Origin of the sequence: Flavobacterium pisciphilum (assembly GCF_020905345.1) — a bacterium.
GTDB classification, from domain to species: Bacteria; Bacteroidota; Bacteroidia; order Flavobacteriales; family Flavobacteriaceae; genus Flavobacterium; species Flavobacterium pisciphilum.
On sequence record NZ_JAJJMO010000001.1, the window covers coordinates 805,935 to 831,348 of the forward strand.

General features: G+C 35.7%; 23 protein-coding genes. 21 read left to right on the plus strand and 2 right to left on the minus strand.

Going from position 1 to position 25,414, the window contains the following annotated elements:
* The first annotated feature begins 5 nt into the window (after positions 1-5).
* Together LNQ49_RS02965 and LNQ49_RS02970 are read left to right on the plus strand one after the other, a co-directional pair.
* Positions 6-1,349 (plus strand): TolC family protein, encoded by a 1,344-nt coding sequence (locus LNQ49_RS02965; protein WP_229987293.1) that lies wholly within the window; start codon positions 6-8, stop codon positions 1,347-1,349.
* A 149-nt stretch (positions 1,350-1,498) separates the two neighbouring features.
* On the plus strand, positions 1,499-1,735 hold the full coding sequence (locus LNQ49_RS02970; protein WP_229987294.1) for a heavy-metal-associated domain-containing protein: 237 nt from the start codon (positions 1,499-1,501) through the stop codon (positions 1,733-1,735).
* A 141-nt stretch (positions 1,736-1,876) separates the two neighbouring features.
* On the opposite strand, the gene LNQ49_RS02975 is transcribed toward LNQ49_RS02970, so the two are convergent.
* A complete protein-coding gene (locus LNQ49_RS02975; RefSeq protein ID WP_229987295.1) occupies positions 1,877-3,400 on the minus strand; it encodes a peroxidase, FMP-type in 1,524 nt (507 codons plus the stop codon).
* 325 nt (positions 3,401-3,725) lie between these two features.
* On the opposite strand from LNQ49_RS02975, the gene LNQ49_RS02980 reads away from it, so the two are divergent.
* From LNQ49_RS02980 to pgl, 4 genes are all read left to right on the plus strand, one after another.
* Entirely contained in the window at positions 3,726-4,136 is a 411-nt protein-coding gene (locus LNQ49_RS02980; RefSeq protein ID WP_229987296.1) for a 5-fold beta-flower protein, read from the plus strand.
* Between the two features lie 384 nt (positions 4,137-4,520).
* Positions 4,521-5,927 carry an NADP-dependent phosphogluconate dehydrogenase gene (gene gndA / locus LNQ49_RS02985; RefSeq protein WP_229987297.1) on the plus strand — a complete coding sequence of 469 codons (1,407 nt, stop codon included), beginning with the start codon at positions 4,521-4,523 and terminating at the stop codon, positions 5,925-5,927.
* Between the two features lie 20 nt (positions 5,928-5,947).
* A complete protein-coding gene (gene zwf / locus LNQ49_RS02990) occupies positions 5,948-7,456 on the plus strand; it encodes a glucose-6-phosphate dehydrogenase (protein ID WP_229987298.1) in 1,509 nt (502 codons plus the stop codon).
* Positions 7,457-7,466: 10 nt separating this feature from the next.
* Complete coding sequence (pgl, locus tag LNQ49_RS02995) at positions 7,467-8,219, plus strand: 6-phosphogluconolactonase (protein ID WP_229987299.1); 753 nt, start codon at positions 7,467-7,469, stop codon at positions 8,217-8,219.
* 173 nt (positions 8,220-8,392) lie between these two features.
* Here the strand turns inward: pgl and LNQ49_RS03000 are convergent, their stop codons facing one another.
* Positions 8,393-9,397 (minus strand): helix-turn-helix domain-containing protein, encoded by a 1,005-nt coding sequence (locus tag LNQ49_RS03000; protein ID WP_229987300.1) that lies wholly within the window; start codon positions 9,395-9,397, stop codon positions 8,393-8,395.
* 121 nt (positions 9,398-9,518) lie between these two features.
* Between LNQ49_RS03000 and LNQ49_RS03005 the strand changes: the two genes are divergently transcribed.
* The 15 genes from LNQ49_RS03005 (at position 9,519) to LNQ49_RS03075 (ending at position 25,352) form a co-directional block, all read left to right on the plus strand.
* The gene (locus LNQ49_RS03005) at positions 9,519-11,945 is read left to right on the plus strand and encodes a TonB-dependent receptor (RefSeq protein ID WP_229987301.1); all 2,427 of its coding nucleotides are present in this window, start codon (positions 9,519-9,521) and stop codon (positions 11,943-11,945) included.
* Positions 11,946-11,962: 17 nt separating this feature from the next.
* Entirely contained in the window at positions 11,963-13,222 is a 1,260-nt protein-coding gene (locus tag LNQ49_RS03010) for a DUF4374 domain-containing protein (protein WP_229987302.1), read from the plus strand.
* Between the two features lie 7 nt (positions 13,223-13,229).
* Positions 13,230-14,387, plus strand: coding sequence for a PepSY-associated TM helix domain-containing protein (locus LNQ49_RS03015; RefSeq protein WP_229987303.1), 1,158 nt, complete (start codon positions 13,230-13,232; stop codon positions 14,385-14,387).
* 32 nt (positions 14,388-14,419) lie between these two features.
* Positions 14,420-15,118, plus strand: a complete 699-nt coding sequence (locus LNQ49_RS03020) for a hypothetical protein (protein WP_229987304.1) — start codon at positions 14,420-14,422, stop codon at positions 15,116-15,118.
* 561 nt (positions 15,119-15,679) lie between these two features.
* A complete protein-coding gene (locus LNQ49_RS03025; RefSeq protein WP_191180561.1) occupies positions 15,680-16,930 on the plus strand; it encodes a site-specific integrase in 1,251 nt (416 codons plus the stop codon).
* A 156-nt stretch (positions 16,931-17,086) separates the two neighbouring features.
* Positions 17,087-18,490 (plus strand): hypothetical protein, encoded by a 1,404-nt coding sequence (locus LNQ49_RS03030; protein ID WP_191180560.1) that lies wholly within the window; start codon positions 17,087-17,089, stop codon positions 18,488-18,490.
* A 12-nt stretch (positions 18,491-18,502) separates the two neighbouring features.
* Positions 18,503-19,378 carry a DUF4238 domain-containing protein gene (locus LNQ49_RS03035; RefSeq protein WP_191180559.1) on the plus strand — a complete coding sequence of 292 codons (876 nt, stop codon included), beginning with the start codon at positions 18,503-18,505 and terminating at the stop codon, positions 19,376-19,378.
* A 680-nt stretch (positions 19,379-20,058) separates the two neighbouring features.
* Complete coding sequence (locus LNQ49_RS03040) at positions 20,059-20,436, plus strand: single-stranded DNA-binding protein (protein WP_191180558.1); 378 nt, start codon at positions 20,059-20,061, stop codon at positions 20,434-20,436.
* 43 nt (positions 20,437-20,479) lie between these two features.
* Positions 20,480-21,553 carry a DUF932 domain-containing protein gene (locus LNQ49_RS03045; protein WP_191180557.1) on the plus strand — a complete coding sequence of 358 codons (1,074 nt, stop codon included), beginning with the start codon at positions 20,480-20,482 and terminating at the stop codon, positions 21,551-21,553.
* Between the two features lie 45 nt (positions 21,554-21,598).
* On the plus strand, positions 21,599-21,808 hold the full coding sequence (locus LNQ49_RS03050) for a hypothetical protein (protein WP_112376282.1): 210 nt from the start codon (positions 21,599-21,601) through the stop codon (positions 21,806-21,808).
* Complete coding sequence (locus LNQ49_RS03055; protein ID WP_191180556.1) at positions 21,805-22,410, plus strand: PRTRC system protein E; 606 nt, start codon at positions 21,805-21,807, stop codon at positions 22,408-22,410. Before LNQ49_RS03050 ends, LNQ49_RS03055 begins: the two co-directional genes overlap by 4 nt.
* Before the next feature lie 17 nt (positions 22,411-22,427).
* Complete coding sequence (locus tag LNQ49_RS03060) at positions 22,428-22,646, plus strand: PRTRC system protein C (RefSeq protein WP_002978317.1); 219 nt, start codon at positions 22,428-22,430, stop codon at positions 22,644-22,646.
* 17 nt (positions 22,647-22,663) lie between these two features.
* Positions 22,664-23,827 carry a hypothetical protein gene (locus LNQ49_RS03065; protein WP_191180555.1) on the plus strand — a complete coding sequence of 388 codons (1,164 nt, stop codon included), beginning with the start codon at positions 22,664-22,666 and terminating at the stop codon, positions 23,825-23,827.
* Positions 23,824-24,546, plus strand: a complete 723-nt coding sequence (locus LNQ49_RS03070) for a PRTRC system protein B (protein ID WP_191180554.1) — start codon at positions 23,824-23,826, stop codon at positions 24,544-24,546. Before LNQ49_RS03065 ends, LNQ49_RS03070 begins: the two co-directional genes overlap by 4 nt.
* Positions 24,546-25,352, plus strand: a complete 807-nt coding sequence (locus LNQ49_RS03075) for a PRTRC system ThiF family protein (RefSeq protein WP_191180553.1) — start codon at positions 24,546-24,548, stop codon at positions 25,350-25,352. Before LNQ49_RS03070 ends, LNQ49_RS03075 begins: the two co-directional genes overlap by 1 nt.
* The last annotated feature ends 62 nt before the right edge of the window (positions 25,353-25,414 follow it).

Below are 25,414 nucleotides of genomic sequence, written 5' to 3' on the forward strand. Positions count from 1 at the left end.
TACAGATGAAAAAGAATATTTTATATATAATTATGTTACTGTTGCTGATAGGCACCAGTAACCCATTGCATGCCCAAAAAGCACTGTCTCTTACCGATGCATTAGAAATGGCTAAGCAAGGTAATAAAACGATACAGATACAGACGCTAGAAGAAATACATTCTCGCGAATTAACTCGCGAAACAAAGGGTGGTTTATTACCAAACATTTCAGCAAACGCAGCCTATTCTCACTACTTCGACAAGCAACAAATATTCCTACCCGGTTCATTTGCCGGTACCAATAAAGCAGTGCAGGATGTAGCTGTAGGCGGGAGAAATACCTATAACGGATTCCTTTCGTTAAACCAACCTATTTATGCACCAGGGCTACATCGCTTAACAAAAGCAGCATTAATCAATGAAAAGATCGAAAATGAAAAAACTGCTAAACTAAAAAGTCAAGTGGCGCTTCTGGTTTCTACTAAATATTTTGATATACTGATGATGAATCAACAGCTTAATTTACTGAAACAAAGTCTACAGCGAAATATTAGGGCACTAAATGACTCCAGATCATTATTTGCACAAGGGAGAGGTCTGAAAGCGGATACTTTAAGAAGTTTTATTGCTGTAGAAAATCTAAAATCTTCGGTTTCCTATTTAAATAACAACATAGACGTTTCTAGCATTGAGCTCAAAAGACTCATTGGAATGGAAGAACCTGAAGAAATAAAACTAAGTGACAATCTTGACTTTGATAGTAAAGCAAATCAAAGTGAATTTTACAAAGTTGATGAAGCTTTGAAAATCGCTGAGACAAACCGTAATGACTTAAATATTCAAGAACTAACTATTGATTTTCAGCAAAAAAAGCTGCAAGCTGCCAAGGCTGAATTATTACCTCAGCTTTCATTAATAGGACAATATCAGTTACAAGCGCAGGCAGATAATATGAATTTAGATAATTATACATGGCCAAGAACCTCTTACTTAGGTTTACAGCTTTCGGTACCTATTTTTAATGGCAATCGCAGCAACTCTCAAATTAATCAAGAGAATATCAAGGTGCAACAAGAAAAAATACGTTTAATTGATTTAAAAGATGAAATCAAAACGGAACTGGCTATTATTATAAGCAAATGGAAAGAAGCACTTACGCAATTGGATATTCATCAAACAACGGTAAAATCAGCTGAATTAAACTACCAAATGATAGAAGACCGTTTCAAAAATGGTCTAAGTTCAAGACTTGAATTAACAGATGCTGAATTGGCATTGACACAATCCAAGATAAACTACCTGAACGCAGTACATAACCTGCGAGTACTCCATGTTGAACTACAACACGCTCTTGGTCTTTTAAAATAATACAGTCATCACAATCAGATAAAAACAAAGCTTGTACAGCTATTTTTTTTACAGTAAATATTACAAATTAAACAAATAATAACGCAATAAAATGAAGTAGCGATTGCTCAATTTTGCATTGATCATTTAACAAATAAAATTATAAAAAGATGGAAAACAATAATCAAAACCTACATTTCAAGACTAACATCAATTGCAGTTCATGTGTAACAAAAGTAACTCCTTTTCTTGATACTGCTGAAGGTATTTGCCATTGGGATGTTGATACTACTGTAAGAGAAAAAGTGCTTACTGTAAAATCAGAAGGAATTACTGAACAGGAAATTATAGAAGCAGTACTGAAAGCAGGTTTTAAAATAGAGCCTTATGCCCTAAAAGTAGAATAAATTATTATTTAAAAAGAGTATAAAACTATTTCTAACAACTTCCAATTTAAACATAAAAACCCCAGTAGATACTGGGGTTTTTATTCTTATCTATAATTATAACCTCTCTATATCAAGACGCTCTAATTCTTTCAAAAAATTCTATTCTTTATGATAAGGGCATTTTGAATCCAAGATAGAATATTCTGCTTTATCATTATCATTATGTCTTTTGATACCTTTAAATTGCTCTTCTATTAAAATTCTCTGTTCAGCAGGAACATCTTCGATTTTACGGAGCGTATTAACCTGTATGTGAGGCCAACTTGTAGTACCTCCATCATCTCCAAAATTAAACTCAAAAAACACAATTTGTTCGTATTGCAGTTGAAGAACTTTCTTATTTAAAACCTTGTCATGCACTCTTTGAACACTCATGTTCATATTCATTTCAACAGTTGGCACAAAACGATTCACAAAAGGCACATTTAATATCCCTCCTTGTGCTCCAGTTTTGTTTTTAGATGACATCTTAATTGACATATATTCATCTATTTCCTCCCCTTGTATAGAATCTCTTAATCTTAAATCAGGACGCACTGAATATGGATATAATTGATGAGCAAGTATTCGCTGTGTATAAATTTTATTTTCACGAGGATCATTAGCATGAGTTAATTTTTCATGTACCCATTTTGGCGCTGGATCATCCAGATTAATTGGACCATCATGCCTTGTATCTGCACCTCCCATAGTTGGTGAAATAGAAAGATGATCAAAATCCCAAGCTTCAATACCTTTAGGGAATTCTGGAGCTCCCTCAATTACATATTTGCCTTTTTTGGGTACAAGATCGCCTAATAAATTAATAGTACTTCCATGAGGAATTACACCACTACGCGAAATAGAATAATCAGGAATAAAATATGGCCCATCTAAGCCAAATCCTGGTTTTAGCTCTTTAGCAGGAACTACCCCATAGTATTTTTGTCCTTCTTTTAATTGACTTATAGCTATGTACTCATACACATTTTGATCGTTTTTTATCTTAACAAGTGTTTCGTCTTTGTAATCTCCTTTAAATTTATACTTTTTTATATCTTCCTCAGATTGGGTAAGAATACCTCTATCCTCTTTAATAGATGCAGCTGTAGCGGCATGATTGTAAAGATCACTAAGCCAAAGATACATTCCGTTTTCCTCATGTATTGGCGTGTATTTTAAATCTTTTTGCCCCTTTATTGTATTCACGCTTTTAATACTTTGTTCGTATTTTACAGCTCCACAAAATTGTTCACTTACACCTCCACGATTACGTATACCACCAGGAACGAGAGAGAACGTTAACGCTTCGATATATTCTTCACATTCAAAACTATATTTTCCAGGAATGGTTCCTAAGTTTACACCTGGTGAAGGCATAATAGTGGTATGTATTCCTGTTCCTATACATCCTCGTTTTTTATCATTATCACTTTTATAACTAACCCAAGTTCCTTCTAATAGTTCTAAAACGCCATATTCAGCTTTATTCTCTTGAGCTTGTAGTGTTTCATCTGTAAAAGGTTTAATTTCATCATTTATGGTTAGCTTCCCATAATTTTTAAATTTTTCCCAAAGATCTAATGAACCAACTGCCTTAGCATAATACTTCTTTTCTACAATCTCTTCTTTTGGTTTAAGCATGATATATCTATTTTTTTTTAGTTACAAATTTGAGTATTCAATGTTGTCTTAAATTATATTTAAAATCCAATGCCTATTTCATTAAACCAACAAGTTGTTCTTTTGCTACATAGAGGCATACAATAATAAAGTAAAATTTGAAAAACCAACTAGGTGTTTTTACTCGTTTTATATCTTATATTTAACAGAGCAATTCTAAGATTGATTATCAAAAATGAATATGTTTATTTGAGCTTATCAAGTAAAAAATGTAGCTCTTGAAAATGGTATGCAAATTGTAGAGGCTTACTATCAAACTGAATCCCTATAATTTTAAAACACACAGATGAAAAAATTACTGATTATTATATTAGCTATAGGATGTATTTCTATTACCCAAGCACAAACCATAGAGTCTGGAAACCATAGTACAATTGGATATATTAAACCGAACGGTACTATCGAAAATAGCAACCATTCTACAGTAGGTTATATTAAAAGTAATGGGACTATCGAAAATAGTAATCATTCTACAATTGGATATATCAAAAGCAATGGAACTATCGAAAATAGTAATCATTCTACAGTAGGTTATGTAAAAAGTAACGGGACTGTAGAGAATAGTAACCACTCAACTATTGGTTATATCAAAGGTGACGGAACTGTTGAAAACCGCAACCATAGTACAATCGGTTATGCAAGAGGTGTGAGCAAAGAATGGGCTGCTGTAGTTTATTTCTTTTTCAAGTTTGATTAAACCATTTTAATTCATCAGAATAAAACTTCAATTGAGAAATCAAAACATATACAACTTCAATTAACATAAATTATATAGGTAACGCCTGAAGGATAGTTTATGAATAACAATACCATTTAGCATTCTTCTTTTGAAGAATAACAAATGGCTAATGATAAACATTATTCTTAAATGCGACTGAGTCAGTACAATAGAACAACTCGTTTATTCTATAGTATTCCAACCTTTTTATTTAACTTAGCGCAACCGATTTTAAATGACAAAAAAACTGTCGTCAAAATAGAATTCGGTCTTTGTAACGCATTAAAAAAACAGCATAACTACTCATTATTTCAATGCATTACAAATATAAACTCACTAATAATTTAGTTAATTTTAAAAATTATGAACACATTTGATTTTGGCATTGTCGGACTCGGCGTAATGGGTCGTAACCTTCTTTTAAACATTGCCAGCCAAAAATTTGCTGCAGCAGGTTTAGATTTAGATACAGAAAAAGTCAATTCTTTACAACAGGAAGCTGATTCAGAGCACACACTAGAAGCAACAACTGACGTTAAACATTTTGTAGAACTTATCAAACGTCCGAGAGCAATTATGCTTTTGGTACCTGCTGGTAAGCCTGTCGATAGCGCAATTCAAAGCCTTTTACCTCATCTGGATGAAGGCGATATTATAATAGATGGTGGAAACACCTATTTCACTGATACTGATAGAAGATTCCTAGAATTATCTGCTAAAGGAATTCATTTCTTTGGTATGGGAATTTCTGGTGGAGAACAAGGAGCTAGGTTTGGTCCTAGTATGATGCCGGGAGGTGATAAAAAAGCGTACGAAAGACTTCGTCCTATTTTTGAAGCTATCGCTGCCAAAGTAGATGGAGAGCCATGTGTAGAATATTTAGGAAACGGATCAGCTGGTAACTATGTTAAGATGGTTCACAACGGAATTGAGTATGGAATCATGCAACTTATTTCTGAAGTTTATGACCTAATGAAACGTGGTTATAATCTGGATGAAGATACCATAGAAAAAACTTTTGAAGAGTGGAATCAAACAGATCTTAAGTCATTCCTAATTGAAATAACAGGGCATATACTTAAAGTAAAAGAACCAAATGGAGTGCGACTAATCAATCTTATATCTGATTGGGCAAAATCTAAAGGAACAGGAAAATGGACTTCTCAGAATGCTATGGATCTCCAAGTACCCGTTCCAACCATCGATGCTGCAGTAGTAATGCGTGATATGTCTAAAAGTAAACCAGAAAGAATTGAAGCGGCTACTAAATTAATTTGGAATGGTAAACAAACAACTGTAAATTCAGCTGAAGCTATAAGCGCTCTTAAAGATGCATTATACTTTTCTATCCTAATTACTTATGCACAAGGATTGGCACAACTTAAAACTGCTTCTAAAGAATATAACTATGAATTAAATTTAGAAACTGTTACAAAAATATGGCGTGGAGGGTGTATCATCCGTGCAGATGTTCTTGAAGATTTCAGAAAAGCATTTGCAACAAACCCTAATTTGCCTAACATCCTTTTAGATTCTGCTATCGCAGCAAAATTTAATGAAACCCAAGCTGGTATAAGAGAAGTTATCTCATTTGCTGTACAAAAAGGACTACCTGTAGCTGGGCTTATGAATTCATTAGCTTATTTTGATGCTTACCGATCTGAAAATCTTCCAACGAATATGATTCAGGCACAACGTGATTATTTTGGAGCTCATACATACGAACGCACTGATCTTCCGGGTACTTTTCATACCCAATGGAATGATTAAGAAACTTTAAGTGAAAAACAATGAATAATTTCAAAAATACTGACCCAACCATAATTGTTATTTTTGGGTCATCCGGTGACTTAGCAAAAAGAAAGCTTTTTCCAGCATTTCAAAATCTATTCCTTGATGGGCGTATGCCAGAAAAGTTTCAGATTATTGCACTAGGAAGAGCTGAAAAGAGTAATGAAGAATTTCGCAATTATGTAATTGAAAACTTAAAGAGTTTTTCAAGAAAAGGAGCGCTTTCAAACGAAGAAACTCAGAAATTCATCTCTCATATTACCTATTTGAGACATGATATCGATAAGGAAGAATCATATCAAGAATTAGAATCAAAATTAAATGGTATTGACGAGGCTTTTGGTGTGCGTGCCAATAGACTTTTTTACCTTTCTATAGCACCTTCATTCATCGCTACAATCTCAGGTAACATGAAAAAGTTACGTCTTGCAGCCAATGCTAAGCAAGACCGCATCATTATCGAAAAACCTTTTGGTTATGATAAAAGCTCTGCGATTGAACTTAATGAAATGCTCTCACAAACTTTTAAAGAAGAACAGATTTACCGTATTGATCACTATCTAGGTAAAGAAACTGTTCAGAATATCTTAGCATTCCGTTTCGGAAATTCGATGTTTGAACCATTATGGAGTCGTAACTTCATTGATTTTGTACAGATTACTGTAGCAGAAGAAGTGGGTGTTGAAGAGCGTGGTGGTTTTTATGAAGGAGTTGGTGCTTTAAAAGATATGATCCAAAATCACTTGCTACAAATTTTATGTATGACTGCTATGGAAGCTCCCGCTTCATTAGGAGCTGATGACATAAGAAACCGCAAAGCTGATGTATTAAAATCTATTCGACGTATAAAACCAGAAGAGGTAAATCACTACACCGTAAGAGGTCAATATGATGAAGGTTTTATAAAAGGAAATCCTGTTCCTGCTTATCGAAATGATAAAGGAATAGCTCCTGACTCAAATACGGAGACCTATGTAGCAATGAAAATTTATCTCGATAACTGGAGATGGCAAGGTGTTCCTTTTTATTTGCGTACTGGGAAAAGAATGCAAGAAAAACAATCATCGATTATCATTCAGTTTAAACCTGTACCTCATTCTTCTTTTTCTTATGACAATCAAGGGATGACTCCAAACAGGCTTATCATAAATATTCAACCTGCAATGGACATAAAGTTACAATTCATGACCAAAAAACCTGGTTTGTCACTTTCTTTACAACCTGCAGAAATGATTTTTGATTACTTCCAGTGCTCTACAATGTCACCAGAAGCATACGAAACGCTACTCTCTGATGCTTTGGCAGGAGACCCTACTCTATTCATGCGTTGGGATCAGGTTGAACAAGCTTGGGATGCTATCGATACAATTCAGGAAGTATGGAAAAACAATGCTCCTACCGATTTCCCTAATTACAAAGCAGGAAGCTGGGGACCTGAAGCTGCAGACGAGTTACTTGCTCGCCAAGGACACGCTTGGGTTGCTAACACACAAAATATTGTGAAATAAAAAGTTTAAAATGATACAGATATATAATACTATAGAAGCCATAAATAATAAAGCTGCAGACATTTTTGTAGCCGCTGCACAGAAGGCAATACTTGAAAAAGGGAGCTTTACAGCAGTACTTACAGGAGGATCTTCACCTGCAGGTATATACAGACTCTTAGCTTCTGCCGAGTATAAAACAAAAATTGACTGGAGTAAGGTTTTTATCTTTTGGGGTGATGAACGTTGGGTACCTCTTGAAGACGATCGCAGTAATGCAAAAATGTCTTTTGATACTCTTTTAAGTCATGTGCCTATTCCTGAAAAGAATGTATTTCCGATGTACAAAGATGGCGTTTCAGCAGAAGATTATGCAGTGACGTATGAAGAGTCAATTAGAACTGTTTTAGGTGCTGACGGAAAATTTGATCTTATTTTACTTGGTCTTGGAGATGACGGTCATACTGCCTCTCTTTTTCCGGGTGAAGCAGTTCTGGACGAACAAACAAAATGGGTAGCTGCTTACCGACTTGAATCTCAAAATATGCATCGTATTACTTTGACTGCGCCTTTAATAAATAAAGCAGAAAAGATAATCGTAGTTGCTTTTGGTGAGAAAAAGGCTCCTGCTTTGAAAGAAGTATTATACGGAGATTATAATCCTAATACTTATCCAATGCAATTGATTAAACCTGTTTCGGGTGAATTATTATTTTTAGTAGATAATAGCGCAGCAGGGATAAATGGTCAAAATGCAACTGAAGCTATTTTAGGCCTTTCATAAAAAATGGATAATCGCTGAAATAATGAATTATTGAGTTCAATAATTTCTTTTTAGCATTCCTCTCATAAAAAAGAGGCAGTTTCACAAGTGTTGAAACTGCCTCTTTTTATTTTTATATAAATTCCAATTAAGGTCTAATATTCAACTCTTAAGAAATGGGGCTTAGCAAATAATTAATTTGGGATTTTGCTAGGTGAAACACCAAATTTATTCTTGAAGGCTGTCGAGAAATGATTGTAGTGCTTGTAACCAACCTGACGTGCCACCTCGGCAACTGTCCAACCTGATGAATACGATAATAGCTGATAGGCTTCTTCCATTCTTTTATCTACTACAAATTCATGAATAGTCATTCCGAAAAGCTGTTTAAAAGAGCTCTGTAATTTTGTACGATTCATAAAAGTCAGCTCTGTCATTTGTTGAATCGTATATTGCTCTGTTTTAACTGATGCAAGGAGTTCCTTTAAATGAAAGAGTCTTTCTCTATCTATCTTAGATATATTCGTTAAAGGTTTTGTTGGAAAACTATTTGCTGCCTTATGAATTTTAATAGCAAGCAATTCCAATAATTTACTCTCTATAAAAAATTTCTTTAAATCGCCTTCATAAGGACAATCATAAAGTTGTTTGATAATGCGATAGATATCTGGACATATCGGATATGCTCGTCCTCCTAAAATAGCTGCTTGACTTCCTTTTAAAGCAAAAGCAAATTCCGTAAGCAAGGACAATTGTTCTCCAAGTTGCTTCTTTAGCCATTCTTCAGACAGTTCGATTTCAACAGTTGTTGCTCCCAAACAAGCCGGAAAAGTCAAATACCCATCTAAATAAGGTTCAAAAAACAACATATGTTGCCCTTGATAGGTAGGCAAAATTGACCCTTTATTTTCTCTGGATTCATATAAAGTTGCTCCGGTTGAAAGTTCAAAATGCATTTGAATATAGCCCGAAGTACTGAGCACTTTTACTTTTTGTTGTTCAAAAATATTCTTCTTGTAGAAATGAATGAATACGCCATCAATTTGAATACTACGTTTTTCAATTTTAAATTCTTTAGTCTCAATCTTAGTTTGAGTCTCTAAAATACTTTCTTGACCTGATAATATATACCCACGATTAACTTCAATAATAGTTTTGGGAAGAGTTAACTGAGGTTTATTTAATTCAATTTTCATCATAACATACTAATCCTAGATATTACTGCCTTTACCGTATATAATGCTGTTAATACCGTATACCTATCTCTTTATTTTTGCACTTGTTTTTATTAAGTCTTAATAATGCAAATTTATAAATTAAATGAAATACTTATACTATACTTCAACAATTATCATTTTCTTCTGCTCAATAGCAACAGGAGTTACTGCACAAAATACCCCCAAACGAATACATGGACAAGTTCTTTTTGAAAATGGGTTAGCAATTCATTCAGCAAATATCATGCTTATTGGGGCACAAATCCAAGTACAAACTGATGCGCAAGGATATTTTAACTTAATGTCTACTGCGGTAAAGTCAGATACCCTAAAAGTGAGTTATATGGGAATGAAGACTGAAACTCGAGTTTTAAATCTACAAGACAAGAAAGATGTACCGCTTCTATTTATTCTCTCTGATGGATCTGTTCAAATTGATGAAATTAAAGTTTATGCAAAAAATGCTAATAAAGTAGCCAAGAAAGAAACCGTTAAGGCAGAAATTATCGATACCAAAGCAGTTCAAGGTCAAGCAGCTACCTTGGTCGAGTTAATGAATCAGGCAGCAGGAGTACGCATTCGCCAATCAGGAGGATTAGGATCTAACACTAATATCATGTTAAATGGTTTTCAAGGGAAGGCTATTAAAGTTTTTAAAGATGGAATTCCTACTGATTACTTAGGCAATGCGTTTAATATTTCGGCAATTCCAATCAATATGCTTGAACGTGTGGAAGTGTTCAAAGGAGTATTACCTACCAATCTTGGAGCAGATGCATTGGGAGGGGCTGTTAATATGGTTTCTCGTGCAGATCAACAACGTTATCTTGCCTTATCCTATGAGTTAGGTTCCTTTAATACTCATAGAGTGTCTGCCAATTTATTGTATAATACTGCCGATCGTAAACTCTTCTGGGGTTTAAACTCCTTTTACAATTATTCAGACAATAACTATTCAGTCACTGCAGGCGTACCTGATCACGAAACAGCAAATGTAATTCCGACAAAAGTAAAACTCTTTCACAATGCTTATAAGCAAATCTATGGTGAGGCCTTTATAGGGTTACGAGATTTATCTTGGGCTGATGAGTTTCGTATAGGAATAACTTCCTTTTATATCAAGCGAGACAATCAGTTTGCTGCCTTGATGGAAAAACCGTATGGTGCATCATACAACGAACAATACACTCCTATTATCCCCACAGTTCGATATAAAAAGAAGTTTATAAATGGACGTTTAGATGTAGATCAGTTTTTAGTGTATAGCAAAATCAATAGTCTTCGTGTAGATACGTTAAGAGGTTCGTATGATTGGTTTGGCAAATATCATCCACCAGTTAATCAAAATCAGCGTGGGGAAAGCGGAAATCCATCCCTTTTAGATGCATGGTTTGCCAATTTTACTTCTCGAACTGGAATAAACTATACGCTTTCAACAAACCACAGTATTGCATTCAACTTTATTTACAATGCCTTTTCTAGAACAGGAAAAGATCCCTACGGAGGCAAAACTGCTGGAGAAAATCCTGTGGACTTACAAAGCCTACCCGCAGATTATAATAAAGCCATAGCCACATTGGGTTTAAATTCTAGCCTGATGGGTGATAAATTGAAAAACACCTTTCAACTGAAAGCCTATCATGCAAATATGGTCGGACAAGAGGTTGATGTGAGCACAGCAATGCTGAAGGGAGAAACTTCAAAAGCAAATATCTCCACCTTCGGATTAGCTGAATCTTTAAAATACGATTGGACTAGACAAACTTTCATGAGAATTTCTGGTGAATTGGCTACCCGACTACCTGAACAAAATGAAATACTGGGTGATGGTTCTTTTGCTTTATCCAATTTTAACTTAAAACCTGAGCGCAGCTTAAACGGAAACATTGGTTTTGGTACTGGTAAAGAAGGCCTTTTCGGTCTTGAGCTAAATGGATTTTACCGTATTACCAAAGATTTAATCCATGCTGTACCCATGAATTTGATTTATACTCAAAACATAAATGTCGAACAAGTGAGAGGAATCGGTTTAGAAACTGACCTGCACGTAACTCCCCTATCTTGGCTGCGTCTTAATGGAAACTTTACCTATCAAGATTTCCGTTTGTACCATGTTGAAGATCCTCTTTTACATTATTTAGAAGGAGCACGATTACGTAATATGCCTTTCTTCTTTGCTAATTTATCTACTGATGTACATCTTACAAAAGTTTTTAATAACCAAGATCAGCTAAAAATGTACTGGAACATGGGGTATGTACATCAATATTACCTCGACTATATTCCTAAAGATACTGAGCCTGATGGTTTTCTAGGGCTTTGGGGAGATGCCAAGGTCAATGCACCTAATATTATTCCGACCCAAACAATCCAAAGTGCTGGAGTACTCTGGACCCCATGGAAAGATCGCTTGTTATCCGTGAATATTGAATGTAAAAACATATTTGATAAAACGGTCTATGATAATTTCCGTGTTCAGAATGCTGGGCGTAGTTTCCACTTGAAGCTAAATTATATTTTAAAATATTAATCCTAAAATAAATAATTATGAAAAATAGATTTTTAACAACCGTACTATCCATAACAATGGGTGGTTTAATACTAACATCTTGTAGTAAAGATGATAATAACGAGACAGCTACGACAGGACCTTCTGCATCAGGTAAATATGTACTCTTAACAGCAGAAAGTACAACAGCAAATGCAGGTTACTATGCTGCATATACTAATTTACCAAATGGTCCTGTGGACAATATTGGTGGATATTCACTTCAAGCTAGAGCTTATGGTGGTTTTAGACATTATAAGAACTGGATTTTTAATAAAGCAACCTTATCAGGCGAAACTGGTGTAGTACGTTTTTCTTTAAATGCATCTGGAATATTAGAGCAATCAGGATTCATTAAATGTGGTACATCGGCACAAAACTTAGTGGTAGATGAAAACACAGGTTTTTATTTTGATGCTGATCGTGGAAAGACTAAAATTCAAAAATTCAATCCTTCAACTATGAAAAGAACAGGAGAAATTGATTTGTCTGAATTGGTAGAAAAAGGAAGTGGAATTAGTACCAATGTAACTACAGGTGATCAGACAATTGTAGCTAAAGAAGGTAAGTTGTTTGTTAACATTAACTATTCTCGTGAAGGAGGCTCTGGTTTTAATGACAATACACGTAACTATACATTGGCAGTTATTGATATTGCAACGAGCAAACCTGAGAAAACTATTGTACATTCTTTTGTAAAAAACCAAGGGCATGCCCGTTCTGAATTTCCTGCTTGGACTCAGGCGCCTGATGGAAGTATTTACCTAGTAACAACAGGTTGGGACAATAATAACTTAGGAGTATTAGAGCCACAGCCTTCAACAATATTCCGTATCAAGGCTGGACAAACTGATTTTGACCAAAGCTGGTATTTAAAATCAACAGATCTTGGTATGCCTGCTGGTGCACAACTTTGGAGTTTGAGAGTATATCATGGAAAATTATTTGTCGATGTATCTGAGAAAAAAGTTGAATTGCCTTCGTATAGTAACCTAATGGATATCATGTACCGTTTTTATGCTGTAGATATTGAAAGCAAATCGTCTAAACAAATTACTGGTCTTCCCTTATCGACTTTTGGTTTTACCATTGGTAATTTAGAGGTAATCGATGACTCTTTGTTTATTCGTATTATCAACAAAACAGAAGGAATTAATGGATACTATAAGTTAAATACAGATGGAGTTTCGGCAAGCCCAGCTTTTACTATTTCACGTGGTGGAGAAGTTAAAGGTTTTGTACGCTTGTCTAACAATTAATTGATAAATGGCATTACAAGATAAAAAACAAAAAAGCACTTGGAGGAAGATTAATAATTGGCTCCATCTATGGCTAGGATTAACCTCAGGAATTATTGTCTTTGTCATCTGCTTGACCGGAGTAGCCTTTGTCTTTCATGATGAAATAAATAATTTTGTTAATAGAGAAGCTCGTTTTGTTAAGGTTGAAAATGGAGCTGAAAAGCTTCCTATAGATTCTATATTAGAGAGTGTAAAACATCAATATCCAAAAATAATGTTGATGCAATATACAAGTTACAAAGACGCTACTAAATCAGTAAAAATTATGTGTTTTGATCGCTCAGCAACGCCATCGTTGCTGGGTTTAGGAAACATTTATGTAAACCCATATACAGGAAAAGTATTAAAAATGGATTTTACCTACGGTATTTTCCGATTTATTGCTGAGGTGCATGCTAATCTATTATTAGGAAAAGTAGGTTCACAGATTGTACGTATTTCAACTATTATATTTTTAATCGAGTTGATATCAGGACTGATCTGGTGGTGGCCTAAAAAATGGAATAAAACCAATTTCAATAAAAGTTTTAAAGTAAAATGGGATGCTAACTGGAAAAGATTAAATATTGACCTGCATAATGTATTAGGCTTTTATGCTTTACCATTGGCCATTATCCTAACGATCACTGGATTGGCTTTAACCTATGATCCTGTAAAAAATGCAATTTTCACTGCTTTTAGCGGTACCACTGAAAGAGCCAATTTACAGGAAACCTTACCTAAGGCTGATAGCACTAAAGTAGCCATGCCTATAGCAGATCTTTTAGCTCCTTATGAAAAAGCAGATGTTCCGCAAATTACGATTGGTATTCCGAATCCAAAGTCAGGAGCCCTTATGATTCGTACTGAAAATGAAACTAGTATGGTTACTTACAGGGGCGATATTGCTTACGTTAATATGTACTCTGGCGAAAAATTAGATTTAAACCCTCAGCTATTGACAGAGTTAAAGATGGAGAATATGAATTTATCACTGCATCTGGGTACTTGGTATGGCTTGCCTGCCAAAATCTTAACTTTTATAATTTGTCTTATCTGTACCAGTCTTCCTATTACAGGTTTTATAATATGGTACAATCGGAAGTTTAAGAAAAAAAGACCTCAAAAAATTATTAATGCATAGCATTTAATGCTTGCTAAATCATTCAAATATTTATGAAACTATCAAGAATCTTATTGTTTATTATGGTCATTTTTGGCCTACAAAATTGCATGGCACATGCCCTTTGGGTTGAAACCAATGCCCAAGGAAAAAAGGGAGCTTCTCAATTAGTAAAAGTTTATTTTGCTGAGGTTGGTGAAAAATGGGAACTCCTTAACGGTCAGGAATGGTCTACGGTGAAAAATTTTGAACTGTGGTTACAAAGTCCTAAAGGAGAATTAAGCCGTCTGGAAGTGAGCCCTAAAAATGACCACTATGAGGCAAATTTTACCCCTGAAGAAGATGGAGTATATCAACTCATCGCAAAAAACACTTCTATTGGAGCATTAAATTTCCCAAATACTCCTGCCTTTATTCCTTATTTCTATGCTAAGTCAACTGTGCAGGTTGGAAACTTAAAGTCTAAAGTAGCAAGTTATGAGCTACCACTGGATTTTAATTTAGTTCAGAAAAAAATCAACTTGGTTATACCTGAATATGCTGCTGGAAAAGCTCAGGTAACACTATTTACTCCTTCAGGTAAATCAAAAACTTTTAAAGAGTTACAAAACGGATTATTAGATTTTGATTGTGTAGAAAAAGGAGTTTATCAAATCGAACTTCAGATTAAAGATGAACGTCCCGGAAAAGATTATCAATTTGCTTTTCATACCTTGACTTCAAATATATTAGTTACTAATATTTTAAGATAACATCAATTTATGATATTTCTAAAATTACGATTTACACAAAGTGTTCTCTCTTTTTATTTACAAAAGCGTTTTACTGAATAAAATCTAGTTTAAAAACAAGCAACAAAAAAGCCATCTCGATTAAACGTTTGAGATGGCTTTTTTCAATTAAACGAATACTATTTAATTAACCCAAGGAGTTTGCCAAAGTAAAACTTCACTAATCTGTAAGATGGGAGTAACATTGGTATATTTTAAACCGTCTTCTCTAAGTACATCCTCATTGGGAAGAAATCGATCATAGAAATCTTCTATTTTTCAAAAAAAAGATTAGTAAAAAGCAAAAATAAGCAAAACGGTTAAAACCGTTGCTATGCAGGGTTTTATAAAACAGTAGTCTTAGTTTGGAACTCGGTGTCTGATAGGTTTTGGTCATGAAAATACAAAGTTAGGTTACTAATTCATTACCGATTTATAAAGCAACCTTTCGGCATAACTGATTATATTTCAGTGTTTTGCTCTATTTTTTATATTCCCTTGTAACTCAATGTAATTTAATTTTAAACATTAAACATTTGAGTTATGGAACAGACAAAAAAATCCACGTTCAAGCTACTTTTCTACTTAAAAAAGAACGAGCCGAAAAAGAATGGTAATGCTCCTATTATGGCACGCATTACCATTGATGGGACCCCTAAGACTTTGGGAACTAAGTTAGAAATCAACCTGAATAATTGGGATTTAAAGTACGGAAGAGTTGAAGGCAAGAGTGCAAAAGCACTAGGTATTAATCAAAAATTGGATAATATACGGGCACGTATCGATACCCTTTATGAAGATATGCTGAAACACGAGGGTTTTGTAACGGCACAAAAGCTGAAGCTTGCATTTCTCGGTGTTGGTGTTATGGAAGATTCCTTGCTGAAAGTATTTAAAAAGAACAATGACGATTTTGGGAAAATGGTAGTACAAGGAGAACGCTCCGAAAGTACCTACTACAAGTACAAAATTGTCTATAACCACGTTGCTGAATTTATCAAAAGCAGGTATCATCGTGATGACATGGCGTTCAGGGAATTGACGTGTGATTTTATCAGAGAGTTTGATTTCTTCCTTAGAATAGACAAAAAGTGCACACACAATACTGTTTGGGTATATACTATGCCACTCTATCGTGTTGCGGAAATAGCTGTCAAAAACGGTCTTATCAGGAAAAATCCTTTTGAAGATTATGAAATATCGATGAAGGAAAATGACCGTAGCTATTTACTTAAGGAAAACGTTGAATCCCTGTTATTACACAATCCTTCAAAACAAAATTATGAAATTGTAAAGGATCTTTTTGTATTCAGCTGTTTTACAGGACTATCTTATATAGATATTAAACAACTTAAAAGTACTAACATACAATCCTTTTTTGATGGTCACGATTGGATTATAAGCCGAAGACAAAAATCTGATGTTGCTTCTAATATAAGGCTTATGGAAATACCCAAACGAATTATTGAAAAATATAAAGGTACCACCCGAAATGATTCTATTTTTCCTGTTCCTACAAACAAAATTTGTAACAGCTATATAGACAAACTAATTCAAGAATTAGATATTGTTACAGAACAAAAAGTAACCTTTCACACAGCAAGGCACACATTTGGAACAATGTTTTTAACAGAGGGTGTACCACTAGAAAGCCTCAGCAAAATGATGGGACATAAAAATATTTCTACCACTCAAATCTATGCCAAGATTACCAGTCAGAAAATCAGCAAGGATATGGATTTGGTTTCTGATAAATTTAGGTCTATGGAAAATGCTTTTATGGAATCTATATGAGATATTATCTCAAGAAGCAGGATCATAGAATCCTGCTTCTTATTTACATTCATTCCTCCAATTTTGAACGCACTATTTTCTATATTTACAGTTGGGGATGATAAAAAGAATCTCCCAAGAATTCAGCAAAATTTCTATTAATATAAAATTTATCCTGTGGAAGAAATAGACCTTACCAAAATAAAATATTATCCCGACAGATTTTATATATGTCTTGATGGATTTGATATCCAAAATTTAACAACCTTCGTTACAGATCTTAATATTGGTCAACAACAGTCCATATTTATACACGAGTACTACCATTATCTAACTAACATAGCGACTCTTCCCGGAATCCGCCAGTTTGCCCTCAATTTTTGCGACAGATTTAAGGCAACGACAATCTTGACTGTGGCAGAAGGCTTGGATGCATTCCCGATAAATTCTAACACACACGAGAAGTCTAAGGAACTGGTGCAATATTGGAAAGGGGTTATTGATCTGCTTGAAGAGGATGATATTGACTATAAAGTTGTGGAAGAAACCGAAAAGTCTGCTAACAAGAAGTTTACTATAGCATCTGTGGAAAAAACAGTAAAACCAATGGAAGTCGTCATCGAAGGAAATGTGACAAATGGGGGCAGAAATTTGATAAACATTTCAATTAATGGCTTAATTGGCATTCAATCTTTCAATCTCACCTTTGGAGCAATTGACGAGTTTCTTAGTTCATCTATTGACGAATATCTATTTGAAAATGACCTATCAGATATAAATCCAAGTATGCTTAGCAACAGACCTTTTTATCCGTACTGTTTTTTTGATGAGCTACTTTCATTTTATGGCATACGAAGACCATCAGCATTTGAAAAGATTATTATAGCTTACTTTTCCCTAAACTCTCCAAACCCTCCAATTACCCTTATCAATATTCTCGAAAAACTTCAGGATGGCGGTTATGATGAATTTCAGAAGAATCCTGAAAATTTTCTTATGTCAAATTTTCTTGAAGCTTCCCAATATAATGAGGTTCTTGATTATATAAAATCATTCGCTGATCAGTGTTCTGATCAAGGAAGAGTCCACACCGCACAGGCGCTTTACTATTATTACGACAAATTTTATCTTGCTCAGAAATTAAAAGAAAAAGATTTCTTTTTCTTCATTAGGCCATTTTTTGTAACCGCAGAAGATACCTTGAAGATGAAACAGAGATTTCTACTTGCTCTTTCAAGAATTATCAACCTCTTTACCCCGCCATTAATACTGAAGGATAAGCAATTCTTTTATATTGATAAACTTACTTCATTTGGGGAGTCTACAGCTTTGATATTGGCTACATACGAAATTTTGGAAAGTGTTAAGACCAATCAGATTGCTAAAAGACCAGCACATCTTAAAGCTAAATATAGTTTCCCTGACCGAGATCCAGATTGTGACACATTCGAGCTTTTTACGCCTCCACCCATATATGGAACTGTGTTTCGATTGGCACTTAATGAAATAGGCTTGTATGGTACATATCTACAGGAGCTTGAAAAACGTAACAAGAATAAAGAAAATGACAGCACTAAGTAATATTTAACATGCATGACCCTATCAAAAAGACACCATTATATCCCGCAGTTTCTTATTAAGAGATTTGCTGATGAAGATAATATGCTTTATCTCTATGATAAAGAAAAAGGGGCTTTCGCAAAAGAAAGAAGAAGTCCCAAGTCTGTATTCTTTGAGATGAACCGGAATACCTGGTACTTTGACGGAATGCCAAACGATAATATGGAAAAACTTTATGCCGAACTTGATGAAAAGTTTTCAAAAGATCTTGTCGAAATAACACGTACAGGTATTATTACCGAAGAAGCCTTAACATCTATATTGGTAATGGCATCATCTATGAAATGGCGCTTGCCGGCAAATGATAATCTTTTTGACACCAAAGACAAGGAGTACCCATATGATAAACTTCCTGTAAACATAGTAATTAAAAAAGACGATGGTTCCGATCACACAGAAGCACTGGATCATCTATTGAATTCTGAATTGTTCAGGCATACCAAAAAATTAATATTCCCATTTCTCCCTTTCTATGACAATCTGAATATAAGTGAGGAAAGATTACTTCGAGTTCACCATAATAGTTATGTAAACTCTAATCCAAATATTAAATCGATTTTAGGAGATGTCCCCTTAATAGAAAGCGACAGTAATAATCTTGATGATTTTGGAAATTTTATCTTACCCCTAGGTAGTAATGATACCTTTATCTGTAATGATTCCCAAGTAAAACGTGTACAACATATCGCATTCTATGTAAATAAGGACCTGGCAATGTTTCATCAGGCACAGAAATATGTTGTGTGTAAGGATAAAGAACATCTTCAATCAATCATTGATGCTTACGCCCATCTTCAAACAATAGGACAAACAGAAATTATAAATCGTTATGTGTTCCAGTTTGTATAAGGGTGATTGTGTTATTTAAGGACGGAGCAAAAATGCTCCGTCTTTTTTTATGCTCATACTTAATCCTCAAAAGCACATTTATTCCTCCAGTGCCATCCAACACAATAAAAAAGCTTTAGCAGGATGTCTTAATAAACCATCCAGAAAAACTACCCAATCTTATCCCTCAACAAATGTTTTTTAGTATCGTTTACGTGGCTACCATAGCCACAATATTTTAAGATACTAAAACCCCATATTTATAAATTCTGCAAAATGTAATTGCAGGTTTTGTAATCACAAGGCCATTTACTCAATGCCTTTTTCACGTGCTTCCACATGATTTTTTATTCAAGAACCGGTATGCTGTTTTGTTCCATTTCAAGAGCAAAGGTATTTCCGTGTTCTTAACGCAGGAACAAGGTCGTGCCCTCTTGGTTTGCAAAAAAATCTCCACCCATTCGGGTCGTATTTTTTTGACAAAACCTTGTTCCTGCTAAACACTAACCTTTTTATGCTCGTGAAACGAAACAAAGCATACTCCGGCTCTTTAGACGAATAAAAAAAATGTCAGAAATGAAAAAATACAGCATTGGAAATGGCAAAAGAGTGAAACGAAACTTCAGCACCTCCTCTCATTGCCGAATAAATCAAGGAAAATTAAATCAGAACAAAATTAATAACGCAAAAAAGTAGAAATCATGAACATTACAGGAAGACTGACAAGAGATGCGGAAGTACGCACAACGTCACAAGACAAACAAGTAGTAAACTTTTCAGTAGCGACCAACGACAGCTACCGTACCAAACAAGGCGAGCGTGTAGAGCAAACAACCTATTTTGATTGCTCCTATTGGATAACCCCAAATGTAGCCAAGCTACTTACAAAAGGCACTTTGGTGGAACTATCGGGAAGAGTAAGTACAAGAGCGTGGACAGGCAATGACGGAGAGCCAAGAGCAGGACTAAATTTCCATACATCAAACATAAAATTACACGGAGGTAGCAAAAAATCGGAAACGGCACAAGCTACTACAGGCACAAACAATAATAAGACAGAAGACGACCTCCCATTTTAACAACGAGTATTCAATCATTTTTTAACATCAAATTTTAAGCATTATGGCACATAATATCAATTTCAACGAGAGAACAGGACGTTATTCATTTTTTAGCGTACAACAAAAAGCGTGGCACGGTTTGGGGCAAATCGTGGAGCAATACCCGACAAGCGAAGAAGCTATCAAGCACGCAGGGTTAGATTACGAAGTCGTAAAATCCCCACTGTTTACCAAAGGTTCGGGCATTATCGAAACTGCTAATGATATAGAGATAGGCAGTAGTGAATTGGAAGTACCCAACTATTTTGCCAACATACGTACCGATAACAATTCAGTATTAGGAGTAGTTGGCAAGGATTACCACATAGTACAAAATCGTGAAGCCTTTAATTTTTTTGATGCTATTGTAGGCGGTGGCGAGGGTATTCTCTATGAAACCGCAGGAGCATTAGGAAACGGAGAACGTATTTTTATCACAGCCAAATTGCCTGACTATATCCGTGTAGGTAATGGCGATGATGTTACGGAAAAGTACATTTTCCTAACCACTTCGCACGATGGTAGCGGAAGTATCACAGCCGCATTTACTCCTATCCGTATAGTTTGCCAAAACACCTTAAACGCTTCGTTACGCACTATGACCAATGTAGTCCGTATCAAACATACTTCGGGAGCAAAACAACGTATTGAGAATGCCCATAAGATTATGGGACTTGCCAATACATTGAGCAACCAATTAGAGGGCATTTTTAATGAGTGGGCAAAAGTAAAGGTAACAGACCAAGAGGTTAAAAAGCTAATCCAATTGGCACTTTGCCCGAATAAGGAAACCTTTGATTTGCTAAAAAAAGGTGCTATGGATGAAATTTCCACAGTGTTCAAAAATACCGTTGAGGATGCATTTGCATACGCAATGATAAGCGATACACAGCAAATGGACACAACAAAAGGCACTTTGTTCGGAGCGTATAATGCTGTTACAGGCTACTATCAGAACGTGAGAAATTACAAGAATGACGAAGCCAAATTACAAAGCATTGTATTGGGTGGTACTGCTCAACTCAAATCACAGAAAGCATTTGAATTGTGTAATGGTTTTGCTTTAGACGGTGCAGAAATCCTAAACCTTAATTAATTAACAACAGGCTACCGCCTTAAACGGTGGTAGCCTCATAAAGCTATGCAAGTAACAGATTTAAACGGTTGCCCCATTGAGATAACAAACCTTAAAGAAGCCATTAAAATGGCTAGGCAATACAAAGAATACCGCCACGAAGACAAAAGTTTTTCTGAGTTCGACAAAAGACAAAAAGCTTATTGGATAGATATGTACGAAAAACTGACAGTAATCAAAAAGCAATCTTCAACAATTAAAATTTCAGAACGATGAACACAAATTTTTTCAATCAGATACAGCAGTTGGACTTTACAGGAGTTTTACAACTGAACATTTCAAAAGGAATAGAAAGTAACCTAATTGTAACAGTATTGCTCAATAACGAACAATGCGGAGATAGTGCCAAAAACGGTATTCCCCCATTAACATTTAACGCCACGCCCCAAGAATTTGACGAGGGATTTTTTGAGCAGATAACCACACCTATACAAAAGGTATCGGGCTTAATGGTGGATATGGAAAAATTCCTAAAGCAATTGGAAGAAGTTAAAAAGCATTCCGCAATAGAAAAAGAAAAAGCCGACAGGCAGAAGAAAGAACAGGAAGCCAAAGACAAGAAGTTTAAAGATGCTATGGCAAAGGCTGACGAACTCGAAAAAGAGGGCAAATTCCGTGAAGCGTGGATGAAAGTACCCGATATAACAGAGTTTCCCGAAAAAGCGGACGAGATACGAAAACGCAAAACATCATTATCCGACAAGTTTGCCACACCGAGCCTTTTCGGAGCAATGGAAGAAGCAACACCCGAACCGCCAGAGGAAGCAGTTACTGGCGATTATCCTATTGATGAAGCGGACGAAGAAGAACAGTATTAATAATTAAAACGAGCAATATGTTATTAGCAACCCAATTAGAGCGAGTTTTCATACTCAAAGATAAAGGACAGGACATTAGACTGACCGACCCCGAACCACGTTGGAGCGTGGAAGCCGTAATGAATTTTTACGCTAATATGTACCCGATTTTGACAACAGCAAAAGCATCTGCACCGCAAATTAAAGATGATGCAGTAGAATACAAATTTGAGAGCGTAATGGGTACGAAAGGTTAAACCAAAATTATAAAACAATGAATTATGCAACGCAACATCATATCGGGAACTATCAGCATACCCGAACAGAAACGACAACGGCAATTGCACCGACAGTTGTGCGAGTTCGCCAATTGGCTACAAAGACCAAAAGATGCAAACCAAGTGCAGAAAGACAAGCAGAAATCCGTACCGATAGCAATGCTACCAATGGTATTCTAAAGTGTACGTTTCTGCCAAAACTGAAAACAGCACAATCCGTACAGGCTTGTCAGAAAACGGAGAGGGATTTTTACAATTCCCTTTCCAAACTTGCCGAGCATTACAGCATTGAACCAATGCAGACCAAGGATTTTGAGTTTCCATACAATATAACATTGGCTATGTGGGATATGGAAACCAAAGTAAAACATACCAATATCAATTGGGATAGTTTCAAATTGGTACAGGACAGTAAGAAAATCTACTTCACAAGTGAGGAACGATACAATACAGGTACAACCCTTTATTATATTCCTATAGCACCACTTTATCGGATGCTAAAAGACCCGAAGCGTAAAAAGACTGCACAGCTTTTAATATCAGTATGTAGTTATCTGTACCATATTGCCGATGTGCCGTATTACAGGCAGGAAGAAAGTTATCTGTATTGGCTGTACGAAATGATGAACGATTGGGTAGAACAGGACGAGGAAACGGACGAAACAGAAACATATAGAAGTGAGTTGAGAAATACCGAATACATTGGCGATAAAATAGAACAAAAGCTATTTAACCGTAGCAATCTAAAGGTATTTGAACAGCGTTTGAACCGATTTAAAAGCGTTGATATGTTCGACAGGGAATGCCATAAGGTGTCTTGCAATGCGTTTGCCCTTATTACAGAATATCCGAACGCAAGCATTTTCCGAAACGCACCATTGTCCGAACAAGACCCTTATGATGATTACGAAAACGAAGCAATCGGAATGGAAAAGTACATTTCATTTATTGCAGATACCAAAGGTTGGTTATACGGAAGCCTTTCCGATACCATCAACAATGAATTTAACGAGTACGGAGCAATGGAAGAACCAACCATTTCCAAGCGATTTGACGGAAGTGAAATACCAACAACAAATCTCGATTTTGAGAACCGCTTGTTTGCCTTATTGGATGACCTCTGCACAATATTAGACGACTATAAAACAACAGAAAAATGAACAACGTTAACGATATCACCGAAAATTTTGGCACATTGTACCACCCAAAATCCGCTTTGGTTTTCTATGAAACTATAGGCACAAATACCGATCTGTACGTGGAGCATTTTGATATGGACAGCAACGGAATGCCTATCAATGCCCACCCACTAACGGTAAAAGAAGCCAATATTTTAGCAAAGTCCTTACAGACCGATGAAGAAAAGAACCAAGCCTTTTTAAAACCGAAGGGAATATTGCCTACAAATATCCTGCATATCAATCCGAATGCTGAAAAATGTACGGTACTTTGGTACACCAAAGCACAGCAACGGAAACTGTATTTTGTGGATAGTTTGGGCATACCCAACGGAAAAGCACAAGTACCGCCAATGCTTTGGTTGGCGAGCAAAAGCAGTCTTACCGTATTTGCTTTGGCAAATGACAGAAGACCCACCGAGAAAACGCTATTGCATTATGCACCTTTTTTCAATATCTACGAAAAGGGCAATGTATGTATGGGTACGGTGAGTATTGACATTAAAAATTCGGCTTCGGTTGAGGAATTTATACAGGCGTGGGAACATTATTTTTTCAATTCTTATTTCAGTCATTCATTATGCGAAAACTTAACGAAAAAAAATATTGTAACCCTTTGGAAAGACCTTATCAATACGGATAAACCCTTTCCTAAAGAGGTATTGAAAAAGAATAATAAAACCCTTAAAAATATATTGTGATGAATACAGAAAAAACAGCAGTTCATTTTACGGACAACTATTTACTCAATCCTACCAACCCGATTTCGGTAAACCTCATCGGAGCAGGTGGTACAGGCTCAAAAGTATTGACCGCCTTAATGGAAATAAATGAGAGTTTGATAGCATTGGAACACGCAGGGTTGCAAGTCCGCCTTTGGGATGATGATGTTATCACGAGTGCCAATTTGGGCAGACAGCGTTTTGCAGAAAGTGAAACAGGATTATACAAATCCGTTGCTTTAATCAATCGTTGCAACCGTTGGGCAGGTACAAATTGGAAAGCCAAAACGGTAAAATTTGAAAAAGACAATTTTGGCAGATTGCCCGAACAAGCAAGGGCAATCATTACCATTACTTGTGTGGACAATGTACAGGCGAGGTTTGGCGTTGCTGAAATTCTTAAAGAAATAAGTTACCGCAGACACTACCAAGATGAGCCGAAGTATTGGTTGGATTTTGGCAACAGCCAAGATACAGGACAAGTGCTACTATCTACTATCGGAGAGATAAAGCAACCCAATTCCGAGAAATACCAAATGGTGGCAAGCCTGCCATTTGTTACCGATGAATTTGGCGAATTGCTGAAGCAATCCGAACAAGAAGACAACACGCCAAGTTGCTCCCTTGCCGAAGCATTGGAATACCAGGACTTGTTTATCAATTCCTCATTGACACAAATGGGTTGTTCTTTGCTGTGGAACTTATTCCGCAGAGGAATGACCGAATACAAGGGATTTTTTCATAATCTGAAAGATTTCCGTACCCACCCGATAAAAGTCGCCTGACCCGAAAAATCGGGCGGGCAAAAATGCAATTCCTCACTTTGGTCGGAAACGCATTTTTGCAT